Origin of the sequence: Aeromonas sp. 600479 (assembly GCF_049175515.1) — a bacterium.
Taxonomy (GTDB): domain Bacteria; phylum Pseudomonadota; class Gammaproteobacteria; order Enterobacterales; family Aeromonadaceae; genus Aeromonas; species Aeromonas veronii_A.
The window spans coordinates 105027-124736 of sequence record NZ_JAAKVF010000015.1 but is presented as its reverse complement, the minus strand read 5'-3'; the positions used below and the strand labels follow the sequence as shown (position 1 = coordinate 124736).

The window sequence follows — 19710 nt, the reverse complement described above, 5'->3', positions numbered from 1 at the left end:
GGAAGCTGGCTCATCAGTTCGGCGTGTTCCGCCGTGCTGGTAGGGGCGCATTATAGGGAGCCGCGCCGGGATGACAATAGTTTTTTTGAAGAAAATCACGGAAATTTCAAATTATTCAATTAGAAACAGTTTGTTCAGTGTATATATACAGGGTTATCCACAACCGGACTACTTCACTCCCCTTTCTGCGTCATTTATATCGCCGCCAAAGCCCTTGGGAGTGCCATACTGGAGCCGATAACCTCTCCCGAGTGGTCCCATGGTAGCGCCAATCAGGAAAGCTGGTTACCATGGAGGTGAATATAGTGTTGCACCTTTTTTGCTTTCATTTACAAAAGGTCTTTTAAGATGAATTTATCCAAGTTTCCCGTCTATATGCAGGCCGCAATCCTTGCTCTGGTATTGGCAGTGGTTGGCTACCTGGTTGCCCAGGCCCTGCAGTTCTCTTTGAAAGCGGAAGTAATTTTTGCAGCAGGTCTGGCCATCGGCGGTTTCGTAGTACCGCTGTTCCTGAAGCGAACCTCGGCTAATGTCGCCGAGTCGATCGCCAATCAGGAGACTTGCACCTTATATGTAGGCAACCTGCCCTATCGCGCCAATGAGATTGCTGTGCGCGAGTTGTTTGCCGAACAGGGCCAGGTCATTTCCGTACGGTTGATGAAAGACAAGGCAACCGGCAAGCGCAGAGGTTTCGGTTTCGTGGAGATGCCTGCCGCCGATGCCGCCAAGGCGATTGCCGCGTTGAATGACAAAGAGTACCAGCAGCGCACCCTCAAGGTACGTGAAGCGAATGACAAACGTGATAAAGAGGAGAGGGAAGGTAGCGAAGCTGACGCCTAACTGCTCGTCAGTACCTTACCTCTTCCAGTGATGACAGCCCCCATACTTGCAAGGGGGCTGTCAGTTTTTGGGCCTCCCCATCCAGCCGGGTACAGTAAGCCCTGGCAATCACCTCTTCTATATATATAGGCTGCACGGCGCCATGCCCGCCATTGCTCAGCAACCAGGCAACTCGTTTGGCAACGGCACTGCCCGAGTCAATCAGCTGGCATTGCGGCATCAGTTGCCCAATCTCTTCATTGAGTAGCGGGAAGTGGGTGCAACCGAGCACCAGCGTATCCGGCTTCTCTTCCCCCTCCAGCCAGTCGGCCAATACCTCTCGCAGCAACGCCATATTGACCGGTAAACCCGCCAGCTTGTGCTCGGCTTCGATTACCAACTCGGTGGTCCCCTTGAGCAGCACCCGCTTGCCGGGAGCGAACTGGGCGATCAGTTCGTGGGTATAGTCGCGACTCACCGTGCCCGGCGTAGCCAGCAAACCGATACAACCGTTGCGGGTCTGTGCGGCGGCGGGCTTGATGGCTGGCACCACCCCCACCACAGGAATATCCAGTACCGCACGCAGTGCCGGCAGCGCTATGGTGCTGGCCGTGTTGCAGGCAATCACCACCAGATCGATATGATGACGGGCCACCATGGTGGTAACCAAACGGGTGCAGGCAGCAATCAGGGCGGGCTCGCTCAATTCACCATAGGGGAAGTTGGCATTGTCGAAGCAGTAGAAATAGTTGTGTGCCGGCAAAACGCGGCGGATCTCGCGGTAGATGGTCAGGCCACCCATACCGGAATCAAACACGAGAATATTGGCCACTTGAGCTCCCCTTTGGTGCAAGGCGGCGATCATACTCCCCCCTGCCGCCAATAGAAAAGGCCCTGCCAATGGCAGGGCCTCGGTTTTTCAAGGATGAACTGGAGAAAGCATCAGAAGCGGTAGTCGGCAGTTACTTTGAACTCGGTACCTGGTGATGCATAGCCTTTAGCGACTTCATAATTGCGATCAAACAAATTATCGATACGACCGCCCAATGTCAGCTGATTAGTAGCGGCGTAGGTAGCACCCAAGTTCACAAGGGTATACGGGCTCAACTCAACATTGCCTACATCGAGTCTTTCACCAACATATAGCACCTCTGTACTCCAGGTCATTTGACCTGTCGTGAAACTGGTCAGCCAGGTACCTTTGTGTTTCGCTCGACGCAAGAGTTGCTGATCATTCGCATTTTTGTCCTTGGCGCGTGTGTAGTCATAGTTGAAGTCATGATGTACAAGCCAAGTATCCAAACCAAGGGCCAACTCGATGCCTTCAATCTCGGCATCAGTATTGCCCTTGGTACAGGTGATATAACCTTTTTGGCACTGAATCAGGTTTTGGATTTGGTTACGATAGAAGTTTGCTGACCAGTCCCAACCGGTGTAACGACCGGAGAAATCCAGCTCCAAATTCTTGCTTTCTTCTGGTTGCAATGCCGGATTCTCATAACCCGGGTAGTAAAGATCCATAAAGGTAGGCGCTTTGAAGCCAGTACCGTAGCTCAGCCGTACATTGTGGTTCTCATCAAAATCCAGCCCACTTGCCGCAGACCAGGTATTGTGACGACCATATTGCTGGTTATCATCAGTGCGGCCGGAAAGTTCCCACAGCAGCGCCTGCCAACGGTAGCTTCCCACGGCAAACAATCCTTTATTGTCACGATCGGGGGCATTAAAGTTTTTGCCATAGCTCCGAGAGTCTGACTTCATCTCCTCACGCTGCCAATCTGCACCGCCTGTCAGGCTGACCCCTTCAATACCACTCCAGCTGTTGATCCAGGATAAACGTGTCAGACCTGTATGAATGGGTTGGCCAGTTTCTTCCCCATTACTCTCCAGCCAGTTCTTCAGCTTGTTTTCACCGTAACTGACTTCAAGTCGACTGATCAGATCCTTACCCTGGAACTTGAGACCACCGTCATATTGGAAAGCCTGTACTCGGCTCTGATCCGCAGACAGATAGGGGTCGTCCGTTTCTGTCAGATTGTCATAACCCTGAGCATTAAAATCAGCGCTCCATGCATCATTAAAAGCGTGGTTCAAACCGATTTGGCCATTGCGGCCGGAGAACCCATCCCGGTCAGGCTGCTGAGCATTGGCTACGACATCAAAACCGTCAGTACGCTCGTAGCCAATCAGCATGTTCATATCGGTTTTTTGGCCAAATGACTGAACTGTTCTTAGCTCGCCCTGACCATAGCCATTGCTGCCAGCACCACCTTTCAGATGTGTCTCGCTGCCATTCTTGGCGGATGTTTTGGTGATGAGGTTGATAACACCGCCGATGGCATCAGAACCATACACCGCAGCGCGCGGGCCACGGATATACTCGATGCGCTCGATATTGCCGAGGGGGATCTGGCTGAGATCCGGCGTACCGGCCACCATGGCCGCGATGGGACGCCCATTCATCAGCACCAGTGAATGGTTGGAGTTGGTACCACGTATGAACAGGCTGCTCATGTGACCTCTGCCACCCAGGGTAGTGATCTGCACGCCGGGCAGCGTCTTCAGCAACGCTGGCAAACTCTGCACCTGACGAGATTCGATCTCGGCGCGATCGATCACCACAACAGGCGCCAACACCGAGCTGACCGGTTGCTCCATGCGGTTGGCCGTAATGACCAGAGTTGGATTGATGGGGATGGTGGTTTGGGCAAACGCCGCCGTCGGCAACAGGGCAGCCGCCAGAAATTTCTTCGACATGAGAGATCCTTAAGTTCGCGTAAGTATCTACTTCGTGGCCGGTTTCTCTCGGCCCGAAATACGAACTCTGGCAGGTCTTCGGGCTCGGGGGCTGATAGCCTACGGCGACGGCTTCCCGCCTGACGGCAGTGCCCTGATGTCGCTTCGTTCCCCCTTACCGCTGCGCGCCAGCTCCGGATTCTCACCGGATTCCCTATTAAGCATGATGCGCCAAAGCGGGAGGATTATAGGCAGAGCAAAGCTGGATGTATAGCCATCCAGATTGCTATTTTTTGCCAGCCAGCGCCGCCAGCCGCTGTTGGGCTCCCTCCATCACCGCCTGTACCCCGGGATGGGAGAGATGGCGCCCTGCCGAGACCAGATAATAAGAGAGGGTGACGTCGGTGAGAGTGGCGATCCGTTCCACCCCGTAGAGGCGACCAATCTCGTCGGCCATCGCCAGCGGCGCCGGGAAGATCCCCATCCCTGCCTTGCCGAACGACTTCATCAGGGTGGAGTCATCAAACTGCCCCACCAGATGGGGATGAATGCCCTGCTGCCGATACCACTCCAGCAGCCGATCGTGGGTGGCCGACTTCTCTCCGGGGATCAGCAGCGGCAACCCCTCCAGCGAGGCGGGAAAGCCGTCCCGCGCCCGCGCAGCCAGCTCCGGGCTGGCAAACAGCGCCAGCGGGCTGCGCCCCAGCTCGTGGTTATAGCCACGCACGCCGCTGTCGGGAGGGAGCGGGCGATCGATCAGCACCATATCCAGCTTGTGGCGGGCCAGTTCGCTGAACAGCTGCTCGGCCCGCTCCTCGTGACACACCAGGCGCAGCGGGGTCGCCAGCGCCATGGCGGGAGCCAGCAGCTCGAACGCCAGAGTACGGGGTACCGAATCGGCGATCCCCACCTGCATGGTCAGTTCCTGACTGGCGTGGCGCAGGGTGTGCTCCAGCTCGGCACCGAGCGAGAAAATCGCCCCCGCCTGTTCCTGCGCCTGCCGCCCGGCAGCAGTCAGCACCAGACGCCTACCCACCCGGTTGAACAGCGCCACCCCGAGGGACTGCTCCAGCTCGGCGACCTGACCGCTGATGGTCTGCGGCGTGAGGTGCAGCTGTTCGGCAGCTTGTGTCACGCTGCCACTGCGCGCCACATGCCAGAAATAGTAGAGCTGTTTATAGTTGAGCATGCCGTTCCCTATCAGTTTTTACCGAACAACCATCAGCGAGAATCTGATTTTATCGAAACATTGCGGGCTCTAGCATGCAACCATTATCTGAACTGCCCTGCGAGCCATCATGCTGGACGTCGTTGTTCTCTTCTTTCTGTTTGGTCTGCTGGCCGGTCTGGTGCGCTCCGAGCTCAAACTGCCGCCTGCCCTCTACGATACCCTCTCCCTCTTTTTGCTGCTGGCCATCGGCCTCAAGGGCGGCGTCGGTCTGGCCCAGCAATCCTTGCTGCCCCTGCTGCCGCAACTTGCGCTGGTGATCCTGCTCGGTGTGGTGCAGACCCTGCTCGGCTTTGCCGTGCTGCGCCTCAAGATGAACCGGGTGGATGCCGCCGCCACCGCCGCCCACTATGGCTCGGTCAGCGTCGCCACCTTTGCGGTCGGGGTGAACTGGCTGACCGAGCGGGGCATCAGCTTTGAATCCCAACTCTCCATCTTCCTCGCAGTGATGGAGATCCCGGCCATTCTGGTGGGCATAGTGCTCGCCCGCGGCATCAGTCGCGAGACCCGCTGGCGCATGCTGGCCCACGAGACCTTCCTCGGCAAAGGGGTAACTCTGCTGCTCGGCGGCATGGCAATCGGCTATCTGGCCGGACCGGACGGGATTGCCCCGCTCAAACCGCTGTTTGTCGACCTGTTCAAGGGGGCGCTGGCGCTGTTCCTGCTGGAGATGGGCCTCATCGTCGCCCGCCAGTGTCAGGATCTGCGCCGCCATGGCCTGTTCCTGCTCGGCTTCGCCCTTTTGATGCCGCTCGCCTCGGCGGGACTGGGATTGGCTGCTGGCCAGCTGATGGGGCTCTCCCTCGGCGGCCTGACCCTGCTGACCACCCTGGCGGCCAGCGCCTCCTATATTGCTGTGCCGGCCACCATGCGCATCGCCGTGCCCCAGGCCAACCCGGGGCTCTCCCTCAGCGCCGTGCTGGGGGTCACCTTCCCGTTCAACATCATGCTGGGGATCCCGCTCTACCACAGCTGGGCCCGCCACTTCACGGAGTAGCCACATGCAGACCGAGACCCGCACCCTGCTGACCGTCATCACGGAAGCCAATCTGGAGCCAACCCTGCTGCGCACCCTCACCCGCGAGGGGCTGCGCGGCTACACCATCACAGATGCCCGTGGTCGGGGGGATCATGGCGAGCGCAACGCCAGCTGGAGCGAGAGCGGCAACATCCGGCTGGAGGCGATCTGCAGCCGGGAGCAGGCGGAGCGGCTGCTGGCCCACCTGCAGAGTCGCTACTACCCCGACTACGCCATGATCGCCTTTCTGCAACCGGTCGAAATCGTGCGACCCGAGAAATTCTGAGCCGGCTTGCCGGCTCTTTTTGCCCACCAAAAGCAAACGTTTAACATCAAGGATTCAGAGAAAATGAACACCTCTCCCCTGATCGGCCTGGTAATGGGCTCCGACTCCGACTGGCCAGTGCTGCAGGCTGCCGCCCGCATCCTCAAGGAGCACGGCGTGCCCTACGAGGCACAGGTGGTATCGGCCCATCGCACCCCGGATCTGCTGTTCGAGTATGCCGCCACTGCCCGCGAGCGCGGTCTGCGCGCCATCATCGCCGGGGCCGGTGGAGCCGCACACCTGCCGGGCATGGTTGCCGCCAAGACCACATTGCCGGTGCTGGGGGTGCCCATCCCCTCCCGCCATCTCAAGGGAATGGACTCCCTGCTCTCCATCGTGCAGATGCCCAAAGGGGTGCCGGTAGCCACCTTCGCCATCGGCGAGGCGGGGGCCGCCAACGCAGCCCTGTTTGCGGTCTCCCTGCTCTCCGTTGCACAAGACGACGACGCCCCCCGATACCGGCAGCAACTCGACGACTTCCGCACCCACGAGCGAGATCGGGTGCTGGCACTGCAACTGGAGGAGCCGACATGATACTGCCACCCGCCACCCTCGGCATGCTGGGGGGCGGCCAGCTTGGCCGCTACTTCGTGATGGCCGCCCACCGCCTCGGCTATAAGGTGGTGGTACTGGATCCCGACCCGGCCAGCATCGCCGGTGCCGCCGCCGATCACCATATTGTCGCTTCCTATGATGACCAGGCCGCCCTGCACGATCTGGCTAGCCGCTGCGAGGCCATCAGCTGCGAATTCGAAAATGTGCCCGCCGCCACCCTCGCGCTGCTCGAACAGCAAAAGCCGGTACGCCCGACCGCCAGCGCGGTGCGCATCTGTCAGGAGCGCCGCGAGGAGAAAGCCTTTCTGTGCAGAGCTGACATCCCGGTTGCCCTCTATCTGGCGCTACTGCCGGAAGAGCCCATCCCCGCACAGGCCAGCGAACTCTTCCCCGCCATCCTCAAGACGGCCCGCGAGGGGTACGACGGCAAGGGGCAATGGCAAGTGAGCGGTCTGGATGAGCTGGCGACGGTGTTGGCAGCCAGTGGTGTGCCCTGCGTGCTGGAAAAACGGCTGGCGCTGGAGGGGGAGTTTGCCCTGACCCTGGCGCGCAGCCCGAGCGGTGCCATCAGCGCCCTGCCTCTGGTGCAGAACTGGCACAGCGGCGGCATTCTGGACCAGACCCGCTCCCCGGCCAATGTGCCAACGCTGGAGAGCGAAGCCAAAGCAATAGCCGAACGGCTGATAGCAGCTCTCGATTACGTTGGGGTACTGACGGTGGAGTTCTTTCTGGTGGAAGGTAGACTGCTGGTCAACGAGCTGGCGCCCCGCCCCCACAACTCGGGTCACCCCAGCATCGACAACGCTGCATGCAGCCAGTTCGAGTTGCAGGTGCGCGCCCTGTGCGATCTGCCGCTGCCGGATCAGATCGCCGTGCGTCCCGCCCTGTTAATCAACCTGCTGGGTGATCTCTGGCAGAACGGCACACCCGACTGGGCTGCCCTGCTGGCGCTGCCCGGCCTGCATCTGCACCTCTACGGCAAGGGCGAACCACGCCCCGGCCGCAAGATGGGCCATATCACGGTAACCGGTGACGACTGGTCAACGGTGGAGGAGACCTGCAGCAAGGCTCGTCAGCTGCTGGGACTCGCACCACCACGATAAATCGTATGAGATATGGCTGACGATCGCGACATCCACCGTATGGGGTTCGGCCAGCAGCAAGATAAGTTACATGACCAACCCCTCATCCGCCATCCTTGCCGTAGTGCGGTAGGTTCTAGAGCCGCAAGTTGCAACAGCGCTGGTGTAACAAGGTAGCGAGTACACTGCCAACGTATCAGGGAAGCCAGATGTCGTTACCAAACACCACAAACAACATCATCTAATTTCCGAGCAAAACAAGAATTCTATATCTATGACTAAAAGGAGAGAACACTGGGTCATATCCCGTGTCAGCGTATTCCGAACAGTGGGGCCCTGATTAAACTTTACAATTATCAGGTCGATAGATAAGAGCTCCCCGGCAGCGGGGTAACTTCGATATCCAGGAGATAATCATATGTCTCAGAAAGGAGTTCTGGTGGCACTACTGACTGTTTGCTACACGATGTCGGCTCAGGCCGACAAGCTAACCTCTCAGATCGCCTGGCCAGCCACCGCCAGCAAAAGTACCGGGATGGAAATCTCACTCACCCACCCGGGTCAACAACAGGTCAATTCCTCGTTCACATCCAGCCCAGTCCAGACCGAGGCCATCAACGTCAGCAACTCGGATTTCAATACCACCTATCAATTGCAGGCCCGCACCCTGTATGCCAGTTTGCCCGAGCAGGCCGATACCGACTTCAAGCTATCTCTCAACGGCCAGCCACTGCCACGACACCATGCCCTGCCACTAACCCAAGCCACCCGTTACTTCCTCAGCTACCAGGCCTCAACCGCCAAACCGGATCAAACCGGCGAAGCGGCCTATGAACTACTGGTCTATTGGCACGGCTGAGCATCCATGAAGGCATGTCCAACATGCCTTCATTTTCATGCCAGTTCTGGCTGCATTCTCATTATCGCTTGCCTGACAATCCCATATGAATACTGCAATTGCTGCAATGCCCCAAGCAATTCCTGTGGCTCAAGCCCGGCCGATTCCGCCTCACTACACACCGCCACCAGTTTCATTGCTCCCATGATCCTGGCCCCGCCTTTCAGGCGATGCACATAATCAAGAAACCGGGCTACCTCACCGTCATCGGCAGCCTGCCGTAGGCACAGCAGATCATCATCACTCGCTCGTGCAAACTCATTCAACAAAGGCAACGTGAGTGCAGGCTGATGACCGGTCAAAGGCCCCAGACACAACTTAATCTCCTGCATGCAATGCTCGATCTCCCTCTGTTCTTCATGTCGCATGTGGCGGCCCAGACAGCACTCCAGCTCCTCCAGTCCCACTGGTTTGAACAGGCAATCGTCCATGCCAGCCGCCAGTCCCTCGCTCACCTGCTCCTGACGGGCATCAGCCGTCAACCCCAAGATAAGGCAACGATGAGCCCCCCTATCCAATTCCAGAGCTCTATATTGGCGAGTCAATTCAAAACCACTCATGCCGGGCATATTGAAGTCGGTGATCATTACGTCAAAGGGCACTTTAACAAGAAGATCCAACGCATCGGCACCCGACTCAACAGCCGTTGCATCATGCCCGAGATACGCCAACTGCTGACTGACCAGCAGCCGGTTAGTAGGGTGATCATCCACGATCATGACCCGTAGCTGACGGGTGTAGCCCGTCATCGTGCCCAATGCCACTGGCGATGCAGGCTCGACTGCGCTGGCCAACGGCAACTTCATCTCGATACTGACACAAGTGCCGCGTCCGAGTTCACTCTCAAGCAACAGAGCCCCTCCCATCAACTCACAGAGCGAGCGGGAGATCATCAGACCGAGACCCGTGCCAGAACGCTGGATGTGCTCAGGCTGCCTCGCCTGACCAAAAGGCTGGAACAGCCTGGCTTGATCAGCGGGAGCAATGCCTATGCCCGTATCCCGAATAGCCAGCTGCAAAGTACACCAGCCGTCACTGGCTTTTGATTGCAACTCGACCCGCACCGATCCCTTATCCGTGTACTTTATGGCATTGCTGATAAGATTGGAGAGGATTTGTTTGTAGCAGATACTATCGACCAGAACCCAGCGAGGCTCACTGGCTGCGAGCTCCAGTTGCAAGTTCTTTTGTCTGGCCAGAGCGGTAAATACAGTGACGACCGAAGCCGTCAGCGCCACGATGTCATGGGATTCCGGCCTTAGTTCGAGCCGACCGGACTCTATCTTGGAAATATCCAGAATATCGCCAATCAGGCTCAACAGATCCTTGGCCGAACCATGGGCGATGGAGAGTGAGGCCTTGTCCTCTTCATGCAGTCGAGCACGGCGCAAGGTCAGTTCCAGCAACCCAATAATTGCATTCATGGGTGTACGAATCTCATGGCTCATGGTCGCCAAAAAAGTCGACTTGGCACGATTGGCCTCCTGAGCATCCTGGCTGGCCAGGGCCAGCTCTTCTAACAAACGCAGCCGCTCGCTCACATCGATCCAGCCCCCAATGACCCCTTGAACACTCCCCTCAAGATCAAAGTAAGGTTGAACCCAGTGATAAACATCGACAACGCCTGTTGTCATTGACAAGCGATGATCACCTTGCCTGACACACCGCACTGTACGTGCCATGCTGAAATCCTCTAGCAAGGGAGCCAGGAAAGGCCAGCGCCGTATATCTTCCTCCATGGTAGTGCCCAGCAGACTATCTTTCTCCTCACCAAAAAAACCAGCATAGGAGCTGTTACACAGCACCAGTCTATCCTCCTGATCCCGGGCATAAATGGGATGAGGTGTGCCATCAACCAGATCTTCGATGAACTTGAGCTGCGTGCTCAAGGCCACTTCAGCAGCTCTACGCTGGCGCACCTGCTTGTGCAGGGATAGACCCCACAGACCAATCCAGATAGTCAGCAGCATGATCAAGGCGATGATGCCGCCAAATTCCCGCACCAGTTCCTGCCAAGTTATTGCCTCCTGTTGGGTACTGACGCGCCAGCGATTGGAAAGGCCCTCCAGCTCATCCGGCGGAATCATGGCTATCACTTGATCCAGGATGTCCCTTAGAATCCGGCGCTCCGGGGGAACAGCAAAAGCTGCGCTTATTGGAATAGATTCAAAAAGTTCACCCGTAATGAACAGGCTGTCCGGAAACTTGCTATTTATGTAGTGCTTGGCAACTCGCAATGGAAGCACGGTCACATCACAAAGCTTGCTTGCCACACAACGCAATGCATCTTCGATGCGATCGAACTGCTTGGCCTTCAACTGGCCATACTCTTCCTCAATCGCCTGTTCGGAAATAAAATCCTTTACCATCGCAACCGTACCGGTTTTAAGTAACGTCTCCGGCACCGTTGCCTCGTGACTGACTCCTACGACATAAGCCAAAGGCTCCAGTACAAAGGCGCGGCTGAACAAATAACTACTTCTACGTGCGTCCGATGGGCTCAATACCGCTATGTCTACCTGACGCTCGTCAAGCAGCTTTAGCATCTGTGTAGTCGTCTTAACCGGTACAATCTCTATTTCAACACCCAGTTTCGCCCGCAGAACTTGCAGCAAGTCAGCAACAACCCCATGCAAGGTGTTATTTACATCTAGAAAGCTAAGCGGAGGAACACCATCATTAACGCCAATTTTTATTTTTTTTTGTTTACCTAGCCAGTTCCACTGCTCGTTACTTAACTCAACCTTACGCGCGCTGATAGAAAGGCCACCTCCATTCCAACGCTTTGCAATTTCCTCACGTTTCCCATCTAGAATTTCCTCTAAAGCAATATTTATAATTTTTTTTAGCCGTTGATTTCTCCTGTCTAAAGAAAATGAAAAACCATGAGTATCTCGATATAGTGGCTTTAATAACTGAATACTGTCTTGGTAAAACTTATTAACAATGAAATTTCCTGAAATCATATCCAGCATCACAGCATCTACTTGCCCATAAGCAACGGCAGCGAGTGCGCTGTAACGAGATGGATACATTTTTATTTGTATGCCTGGTAGATATCGCTTCACATCAATTGTGGGAAGATAATACTCTGGAACAGCCACAGTTCGTATGTCATGTTCATCTACATGTATATTTTTATATATAGCTGGATCATCCGGCATATATTTATCTGTTAACAATAGCTGCTGTTGTTCTTCATAGGCATTAGACGTGCTTAAGAAGTCGATCTCTCCACGTTTCAGCGCCTCAATAGCTTCAGCGCGAGATGGTATACTTTTCACAACGATCTCGATATGCAACAAATGGCTCAACATTCCAACAATGTCAGCGGTAACTCCTTCGTATGCATTAGCGCGTAGTGTAATATCCATAGGAGGATTATCAGGCATTGGGACTCCGAGCACCAAGCGCCCCTTATTTCGCAACCAAAGCCATTCTTCCACATGTAATGGCAAAAAATTTTTATCAATATATTCACTGTCATTTCGCGAATACACATGCAAGAATGGCGACTCAACATGACTTGCTGAGGCAAAAAATGCGCATAATAAGGCCAGAGCGGCTACGTATGATGCTTTCATATTCACAGTAACTCTTGGCGCTTGGCCAGGCTAATCAGGTCAACCATATTGGTCACATTCAGTTTCTGCATCAACCGAGTTTTGTACGTACTGACTGTTTTTTCACTAAGCAACATACTCTCTGCAATTTGTTTGTTGGTATGCCCCTGACATATTTGCATTAACACACTCATTTCTCTATCAGAGAGGACAGATAAGACATCTTCGCGATCAACTTCATGAGCATACCTCGCCCCGGCCATTACATTTCTAGGGAAGCACAGCTGGCCTTTACCAATTTTAACAAGTACATTTTTCAGCAAAGAAAGATCATCTAACTTTGATATAAACCCATCTGCACCAGCTTGCAAGCAGCGCACCATAATATGATGTGTAGCTTGAGCAGATAATATTACAACTTTAATTTTAGCATCCATATCCTTAAGTCTTTTAATAACCTCAACACCATCTAGCTTAGGAATGCCTATATCTAAAATGACTATGTCAGGGTTATTTGTACGTGCAACCAAAATAGCATCCACGCCATTATCAACCTCAGCGACAATATGATGATCGTCTTGCTGCAACAGAATACGAACAGCCATCCTGATGGCTGGGTGATCATCCACTATCAATATTTTTGCCATATATCTACCTACTAAAAATTTGATGCTGCGCATACTAACTATAAATGCAGCATATGCACCATATAGCACCCAGATATTAATAACATGTTACACATTTAAACCATTTGCTAATTTCAGTGCCATTCCCAGCTTGCAATGCTCAATTTTAGCGATATAAATCATAGCGTTATGCGTAACAGACTTCTTTTGGCTCCTTTCTCTCGATATCATTGTCTCTGACGAGTTCATACGATCCACCATAAAAATCACAATGACTATTTGATTTTAAATCAAAGCATAAAAACCATATAAATCAAATAAATAGTGAGCAACAAATCCATCTGTAAAGCCGTCATGTCAGAACTCATTTAAGTTGCATGCAACAACCACCTTTTAGGACTTTTCCTACACACCATTAAATCGATCCAGGCAGGTCCGTCCAGTATCTTTGTCGGCGAAAAGATGAGCTGATTGGCGAAGCATCACGCTTCGGTAATCGGCAGAGTTGCTTGGACAAAAGAGTCCTGCAAGCTGGAAAGGGAATGCACCCTGGGTGCGTGGAATCAAACGGGTGGCAGCAAATGCCCCCATCAGAAAATGTGTAGGAAATATCAAGATGAAAAAGACTCTGATTGCGCTGACTGTTGCAGGGCTGGGTTTCACTGCAGCTGCTAACGCCGCTGTAGAAGCAAAAGCAGTTGCGAAATGGAAAGCAACAGCCAAAAAAGACACTGTGTCTGAACTGGTAGTAACACCACTCGACAGCCTCTCTTTCCAGTATGCAGAAGGGATCAAGGGCTTTAATACCGTTAGTGGTCTGTTCGATGTAGCAATCCAGGGTGATGACAGCGCAACCGACTTTACGCTGAAAGCCAAGAAGCTGAGCGGCACACTGAACCATCTGAGCGGTGGCTCCACCGTTGATGTCGGCGTGTTCTGGATGGGTCAACCGGTCACCGCAAATGCCTATACCACGCTGATCGATACCGCCGCTGGTAACACTGGCGGTGATCTTTCTCCGCTGGCCAGCTCCTTTAATGTTGGCAATGCAACTGATCTTCAGCGTCACACAGCTCAGGGCTCGTTCACTTTCAATATTGAAAGCGCCACGGCCAACGGCGTAGCAGCAGCTTTCGATACCCTGCCGGATGGTATGTGGACCGGGGAAGTCAACGTCGAGTTCGTTGCTAACTGGATCTAATTGCCACAGCGGATTTTACGCAGGGCCCCTCTGGGGCCCTTTTAATCACAGGAGTTCTCATGAACCTGAAAATGCTGATGGCATCCATGCTGTTGCTTCCCATGACCAGCCAAGCTATCAACGTTGGCTCTGTCACCACCTTCATTGATGCTGACAGCCAAGACGCCGCCAAGGAGATCGAAAACGCCAGTTCACAAGCCAGGTTAGTCACCATCTCAGTCAGCCGAATCTCGTCGCCAGAAGAAGGTGGCGAAGAGATCCCTATGGAAGTCGCAGGCGAGTTGATGCTCTCGCCAAGTCGACTGGTATTACCCGCCAATGCCAAAAATAACGTGCGTTTCTTTTATAAGGGCCCACAGGATGGCAAAGAGCGTTACTACCGCATCCGATGGCTGGATATCGCCCTGTCGATGGACGACCAGAAAAACAATCGTCGCCAGGCCGTGGCCACGACCTCAGCCCAGATTGGCACCATTCTGGTTGTAACCCCGCGTCAGCAAAAGTTCGCCTACAACTTGCAAAACAGAGTGCTAACCAATCAGGGAAATGCCTCTTATCGCACTGTGGCCTATGGACCCTGTCTGGACACAAAGCGACAAGAACAATGCAAAGAAACATATTACGACTTGCCCGGTAAAAAGCGTCATTTCAAGAAAGTGGATATGCACAATCCCAAAAGCCACTTGGGCCTATGGCTCGGTCAAGAGTTCATCGTCGTCAAATAACCCGTTTCTACTGGTACAGCCTGTACCACTCGGTCGAGTGGCGGTGTTGTCTTGCCGGAATCTGTAAACCATGGTGCTTGATATGTTGAAGAAAACCTGCCTGTTGCCGCTCTCCATGCTGATAGTTGTTTCTACCTCGGCCAACAGCGCGGCGCCACTCAAGATTGCCAATGTCATCATCCCGGCCAGCTTTGCAAAGGCACTGGAAGAGGGGCTGGCGGTTCCTGTTCGCCTGCAATATTCCGATGAAAACAACGGACTCGACACATTGACAGACAGTCCTATCGGTAATGCAACCCTGCTTCTACAGGGTGGACAGCTCCATTTGTTACGTATCGACTTCAGTGCTGGTGAACAACAGCAACTACTCAACGATACGCTTACCAACATGCTTGCCAATGAACAAAGGCGTACATTCTCTGCGGACGGGCGGTTGCAAATAGATAGCAACGCGAGCATGCAGCTTGACCTGGTGTCCATGTTGCTGACGATTCAAGTCTCACGCGAAGCATTTGGCCAAGCCAAACAGCAAGACAACCGGGTTGCATTGACACCAAGCGTTGACACCCTGACAGGAGTACATCGCTACAACATGGGTTACTCTTTCAACAATAACCAACAAAGTGGTCATAGCGACTCGAACTTCCTGCAACTGAACAGCACCGTCGGGCTGGGTGCGCATCATATAGCCATGGATGCCTCTCTTTATAATCTCGGGGAACCGGAACAATCCGGAGACATCTATCGCGTCATGTACGAGCGAGATCTTGATGACCGTCGTATTGCTGCAGGGATGGTGTCGACATGGGACCTTCAGACGCTGAGCGGGGTAACCGCCCTAAGTGCCGGACGTATTTACGGTGCGTCGTATGGCAACCAGGCACAGTCACGCAAGCAGACAGTCAATGAGTCGACCACTCAGGTGCAAGTCTTCATGCCAGCCAATGGCGAGGCCAGGGTATACCGAGATGGACGACTGATTGCGTTGCAAAATTTGGCTATCGGCAACCAAAACATCGATACCTCGGCTTTTCCCAACGGGATTTATAACGTCACTGTTGAAGTGTATGTCGATGGGCGCCTTACCAGCACCACAAGCCAACGAGTGACCAAATTAGGTGGTACTCAGCACTTTACCCAAGAGTGGGGATGGCAATTGTGGGGAGGGATGATGGAAGGGACGCAGGAGAATGGCGATTCCCCATTGCTTGGTATGTCGTTGGCTCGTTCGTTTAACACCATTGAGTTGGCCACGACATCGTATGCGTTCAAAGACGCCGCGGTAGGTGAAGCTCGCGCCAGCTGGCAAGTAAACGAGCACCTCAATACCCAATTGCAAAGCATGGTGTCTTCCGATCAATCCTGGAGATTCGCATCCGGTCTATCCCTGCAGGCTTATGAAAATGCGTCCCTGTGGCTCAGCCAGGAAAAACTGAAAGTAGGTAATACCCTGACGGTAAGTGAAGCGGAACTTTACTCTGCCGGTATTACCTTGAATCTAGGTGGCTGGATTGATGGTCTTGGGCAACTGACATTTAATACCACGCATGACCGTGAAATGAACAGTGAACGTAGCTACGTTGATTACAGCCAGCACCTCTATTCTGGCCGCTATGGCAATCTGTCTATGCGAGCAAGCTTGCAAAGTGACGGCGGGACGTTCAATAGTTTTGATAACAGAAGTATCACGCTCGACTACTCTATTCCATTCGACAATTTATTCAGCTTGGGTATGAGCAGCAACGAGCAAGGCCAGACAACTGCCAACTTGAATTATCAAAAACGTATGGATGGCGTCATTAACCTGGCCTCATTCAACGCTTCTCGAATGGTGCATGGTAGCGATGTTCATAATACAGCGCTCTCCGGAACCTTGGGTTTCGAGAACAAAGCGATTGGTGGTACGGTAACGATGGGACGTGGCCACAGCGGCGATATAAATGGCAATCTCATTGCTCGTGGTGCACTTGTCACAACTCTAGACTCAGTGATTACCTCAAGCCAAAATAGCTCCGGCTCCGGACTCATTATTAACACCGGGATAGATCGTGAAGGACAGATGCTTGCCAAAATCAATGGTCAGGACTACCCCTTAAAAGGCGAGCAAACCTTTTTAGCTCTCTCACCTTATAGTGAATACGAAATCGAGCTGCTCAATAGCAAGCAAGGCAAAGACAGCTATGACATTAATACCGGAAAACAAAAGTACACTTTATTCCCCGGTAACGTAGCAACCCTGGATGCCAGCAATGCTATCAAAGAAATGGTCACTGTATTTGGCATACTAAGAGCCGAAGATGGCTCCCTGATAGTTAATGCACGGATTGATAACCATGTTGGCACCACTATCACCAATGATGTTGGAGAGTTTTCACTGGATGTGGATAAATCCAACCCAATATTGACATTCCGCAACGGCAGTGAGTTTTGTGAAGCGGAACTTGATCTTGAAAAACATTCAGGAGCAGCTTGGGTAGGAATGATAACCTGCCAAGGAATGCCGACCTATGCCATGTTGAGAGATTATTGATTATGAAATTTCCATATAAATTAATTTTTGTTATCACTCTTGCCGTGTGCTGGAATCAAAATGGCAACGCCGCTGTCATCAAGTATAATTTAGTTGATGCTGATCTTCGTCATTTTCTATTCATTGAAAATCAGGAGGACCACAACTTATTTATCACACCAACTGATTACCTTGACCCCCGTTTATCAGGGGGTAATGCTTGGACCTCTGATTCCAGGCAGGTGAGTTTGGCATATGCGGATAATGGCCATAACTATAGTGTAACTAACTATAATATAGATATGTGGGAAAATGGGCCAATTCGACACCCATATATTAACCAGCGCTGCATAAAAAGCTGGTCTGGGTGTGATCCACAAACCGCAGAGGCCATTAATAAACCTGCAGAAGTTAACGAATCAGGTTTCTATGGGTTAATGAAAGCAGCTACTGGATATGCACATGCAAAGCTAAGCTCCAGCTTCTTTGACTACCTTAGAAGCATGCCTGTAGGCACTATATTAAATAGAGAAATGAACTTCTGTATGACAACAAGAGTATATAACGCAGCAGCAGGAGAGCGCTGTGTAAACCAAGATAGCGGATCTTGGTATGTAAAAAAAACACAGCACAAAAAAGCGGGGCACTTGCGTTTTATCCAAACCAATGCAATCAGCGAAGTTATTGTTGATAGCAATGGCATGCCATACATACTACCTGGTTCACAAGGTTGTGAAAATTATCGGCTAGGAACTAGAGATGGTGTTTTATGTCGTTTTCTTGACTATGAATTTAATCAGGATGGCAGCCAGTCATTTTCAGACCCCTATATTTACACCAACATAAAAAACTCAACGTTGAATAGTGCTATTGTCAGTGCAGATGTTCAAATGAGCACTAATTTGACCAACTGGGCTCTTAGGGGGGCAGACTACAATGTCAGCTATCTTAAAGGCCAATCATCTATCTATCTTTTTCTATCAAGCAATTTTTTCAAGCAAGTGGTTAGACTTGGATTGCAAGAACAGCTAACTAGAAACTTGATTAACTTTAATATGAGAAATATCAAAGCACCGGAGAGCGGTTTTTATGAGTTCAGTGGTACCACTGAAATAGTTATCAAGCCACGAGATTTTAGCGTCTCTATCCTGTCCTCTGAAGGGGTGAGCTCTCCATACCAGGAGGGTAGCGTAGGAAAAGACATTTTGAATTTCTCTTACAAAATATCGGATAGTGGCCCCATCAGTGCGGACATGTTGGAGATTGCTATTACCCAAGATATCGGGTCACCTTATCAGGGATTTTGCACCTTCTATCCTGCAGAGGACTCGGCCATCGAGCAGGCAGTGCCAATACCGACCAAGTTGGTATTTAATTCAACTACCAATGGGTTATTATCACAGCATAATATCCGTTGCGATGGCACCCCTTTAGACATTCGTGCATTAGGGATCCAGGATAGCACTACACCGCAAGAATGGAATGATCCCATCAGTGGGAAAGGGATTACCCGGTTTTATGAGCTGGCGCTAGAGTTTGATCTAACCGACCCCATGGTACAGCGTACCATTAATGATGAGTTATGGGAGGGAAGTGTACAACAAAGTGGTACTATAACTATAAAGGGAACTTGGCGCTAAATATGGAGAAAGTTATGTATCGTTTTTTTGGCTCCTTGCTAATATTTGCACTCTCTTCAAATGCCTTGGCGATTGACATTGGAGCCATGACAATCGCCATGGCTCCAAAAGAAGACTTTATAGTTCGAACTATCACCAACAATAGTAATGTAACAAAAGTGTATGAAGTCCAGATGGAAAAGATAAATAACCCAACAACTAAAGGTGTCACACTCCCAACCATACCAGGCGAACTGTTGTTTTCCCCCAAACGCTTCATGTTACATGCTAATAATTCACAAAATATTAAGCTATATTACAAAGGGCCCGCTGATAATAATGAGCGTTACTATCGAATCACCTTCACAGAGTCACCCGTAGCTCAAGTTGATAAAAACATGCGTAATAGTCTAAAGGGGGCATTAGAGATAAAACTGGCTGTGCAATCTATTTTGGTTGTTCGTCCGCGACAAATAGCCTTTGATTATCTATTTGATGAAAACCAACAGACAATCACTAATTCAGGAAACACTTATTTTGAATTCATGGTTAAGCAAGGCTGTGAACAGCCAGATAGTGAAGCCACAAGCAAGTATTTATTACCCGGTGAAAGATGGCACAACAATAATATTGGAAAAGCAGGAAATCAGCATGTGATCATATATAAAAATAAATTCATACCAGTCGGGAAAGAGTGCAAGTAATTTATTTTCATAAAGATGTTTGATGGTTGCTAAATATTGTTAAATATAACTAAGCAATGTAGCAACACTATTTCATTATTATCCATCCATGAAACTACCTGG

16 protein-coding genes and 1 riboswitch are annotated in these 19710 nt (G+C 51.9%); of the genes, 11 read left to right on the top strand and 5 right to left on the bottom strand.

Features of this window, described 5'->3' with window-relative positions; all coding sequences use genetic code 11:
• Nucleotides 1-348: 348 nt before the first annotated feature.
• A complete protein-coding gene (locus G5149_RS15810) occupies nt 349-840 on the top strand; it encodes an RNA recognition motif domain-containing protein (RefSeq protein WP_204482057.1) in 492 nt (163 codons plus the stop codon).
• Between the two features lie 7 nt (nt 841-847).
• Here G5149_RS15810 and murI read toward each other — a convergent pair whose 3' ends face one another.
• From murI to nhaR, 3 genes are all read right to left on the bottom strand, one after another.
• Entirely contained in the window at nt 848-1651 is an 804-nt protein-coding gene (gene murI, locus G5149_RS15805) for a glutamate racemase (protein ID WP_041234370.1), read from the bottom strand.
• A 110-nt stretch (nt 1652-1761) separates the two neighbouring features.
• Nucleotides 1762-3576, bottom strand: coding sequence for a TonB-dependent receptor domain-containing protein (locus G5149_RS15800; protein WP_216979763.1), 1815 nt, complete (start codon nt 3574-3576; stop codon nt 1762-1764).
• Between the two features lie 51 nt (nt 3577-3627).
• A riboswitch (cobalamin riboswitch) is annotated at nt 3628-3806 on the bottom strand.
• A gap of 35 nt (nt 3807-3841) precedes the next feature.
• Nucleotides 3842-4744 carry a transcriptional activator NhaR gene (gene nhaR, locus G5149_RS15795; protein ID WP_216979764.1) on the bottom strand — a complete coding sequence of 301 codons (903 nt, stop codon included), beginning with the start codon at nt 4742-4744 and terminating at the stop codon, nt 3842-3844.
• A gap of 109 nt (nt 4745-4853) precedes the next feature.
• Here nhaR and G5149_RS15790 point away from each other — a divergent pair, with 109 nt between their 5' ends.
• From G5149_RS15790 to G5149_RS15770, 5 genes are all read left to right on the top strand, one after another.
• Nucleotides 4854-5780: a sodium-dependent bicarbonate transport family permease gene (locus G5149_RS15790; RefSeq protein WP_421212921.1), complete on the top strand. Its 927-nt coding sequence runs from the start codon at nt 4854-4856 to the stop codon at nt 5778-5780.
• A gap of 4 nt (nt 5781-5784) precedes the next feature.
• Nucleotides 5785-6087: a P-II family nitrogen regulator gene (locus tag G5149_RS15785; RefSeq protein WP_005321666.1), complete on the top strand. Its 303-nt coding sequence runs from the start codon at nt 5785-5787 to the stop codon at nt 6085-6087.
• A 63-nt stretch (nt 6088-6150) separates the two neighbouring features.
• Nucleotides 6151-6660, top strand: a complete 510-nt coding sequence (gene purE, locus G5149_RS15780; protein WP_216979765.1) for a 5-(carboxyamino)imidazole ribonucleotide mutase — start codon at nt 6151-6153, stop codon at nt 6658-6660.
• Nucleotides 6657-7784: a 5-(carboxyamino)imidazole ribonucleotide synthase gene (locus G5149_RS15775; RefSeq protein WP_216979766.1), complete on the top strand. Its 1128-nt coding sequence runs from the start codon at nt 6657-6659 to the stop codon at nt 7782-7784. The genes purE and G5149_RS15775 overlap by 4 nt, the downstream gene beginning before the upstream one ends.
• A gap of 397 nt (nt 7785-8181) precedes the next feature.
• A complete protein-coding gene (locus G5149_RS15770) occupies nt 8182-8622 on the top strand; it encodes a hypothetical protein (RefSeq protein ID WP_005342112.1) in 441 nt (146 codons plus the stop codon).
• Between the two features lie 35 nt (nt 8623-8657).
• Here the strand turns inward: G5149_RS15770 and G5149_RS15765 are convergent, their stop codons facing one another.
• Together G5149_RS15765 and G5149_RS15760 are read right to left on the bottom strand one after the other, a co-directional pair.
• The gene (locus G5149_RS15765) at nt 8658-12245 is read right to left on the bottom strand and encodes an ATP-binding protein (protein ID WP_421212926.1); all 3588 of its coding nucleotides are present in this window, start codon (nt 12243-12245) and stop codon (nt 8658-8660) included.
• 2 nt (nt 12246-12247) lie between these two features.
• Complete coding sequence (locus G5149_RS15760) at nt 12248-12871, bottom strand: response regulator transcription factor (RefSeq protein WP_216979767.1); 624 nt, start codon at nt 12869-12871, stop codon at nt 12248-12250.
• Nucleotides 12872-13466: 595 nt separating this feature from the next.
• Between G5149_RS15760 and ecpA the strand changes: the two genes are divergently transcribed.
• The 5 genes from ecpA to G5149_RS15735 all read left to right on the top strand — a co-directional run bounded on the left by ecpA (nt 13467) and on the right by G5149_RS15735 (nt 19608).
• Nucleotides 13467-14051 (top strand): common pilus major fimbrillin subunit EcpA, encoded by a 585-nt coding sequence (gene ecpA, locus G5149_RS15755; RefSeq protein WP_288728203.1) that lies wholly within the window; start codon nt 13467-13469, stop codon nt 14049-14051.
• A gap of 59 nt (nt 14052-14110) precedes the next feature.
• Complete coding sequence (locus G5149_RS15750) at nt 14111-14776, top strand: hypothetical protein (RefSeq protein ID WP_421212918.1); 666 nt, start codon at nt 14111-14113, stop codon at nt 14774-14776.
• Between the two features lie 82 nt (nt 14777-14858).
• On the top strand, nt 14859-17306 hold the full coding sequence (locus G5149_RS15745) for a TcfC E-set like domain-containing protein (RefSeq protein ID WP_236348279.1): 2448 nt from the start codon (nt 14859-14861) through the stop codon (nt 17304-17306).
• 2 nt (nt 17307-17308) lie between these two features.
• On the top strand, nt 17309-18925 hold the full coding sequence (locus G5149_RS15740) for a hypothetical protein (RefSeq protein WP_421212916.1): 1617 nt from the start codon (nt 17309-17311) through the stop codon (nt 18923-18925).
• Between the two features lie 14 nt (nt 18926-18939).
• Nucleotides 18940-19608 (top strand): fimbria/pilus periplasmic chaperone, encoded by a 669-nt coding sequence (locus tag G5149_RS15735; protein WP_421212914.1) that lies wholly within the window; start codon nt 18940-18942, stop codon nt 19606-19608.
• Nucleotides 19609-19710 lie beyond the last annotated feature (102 nt).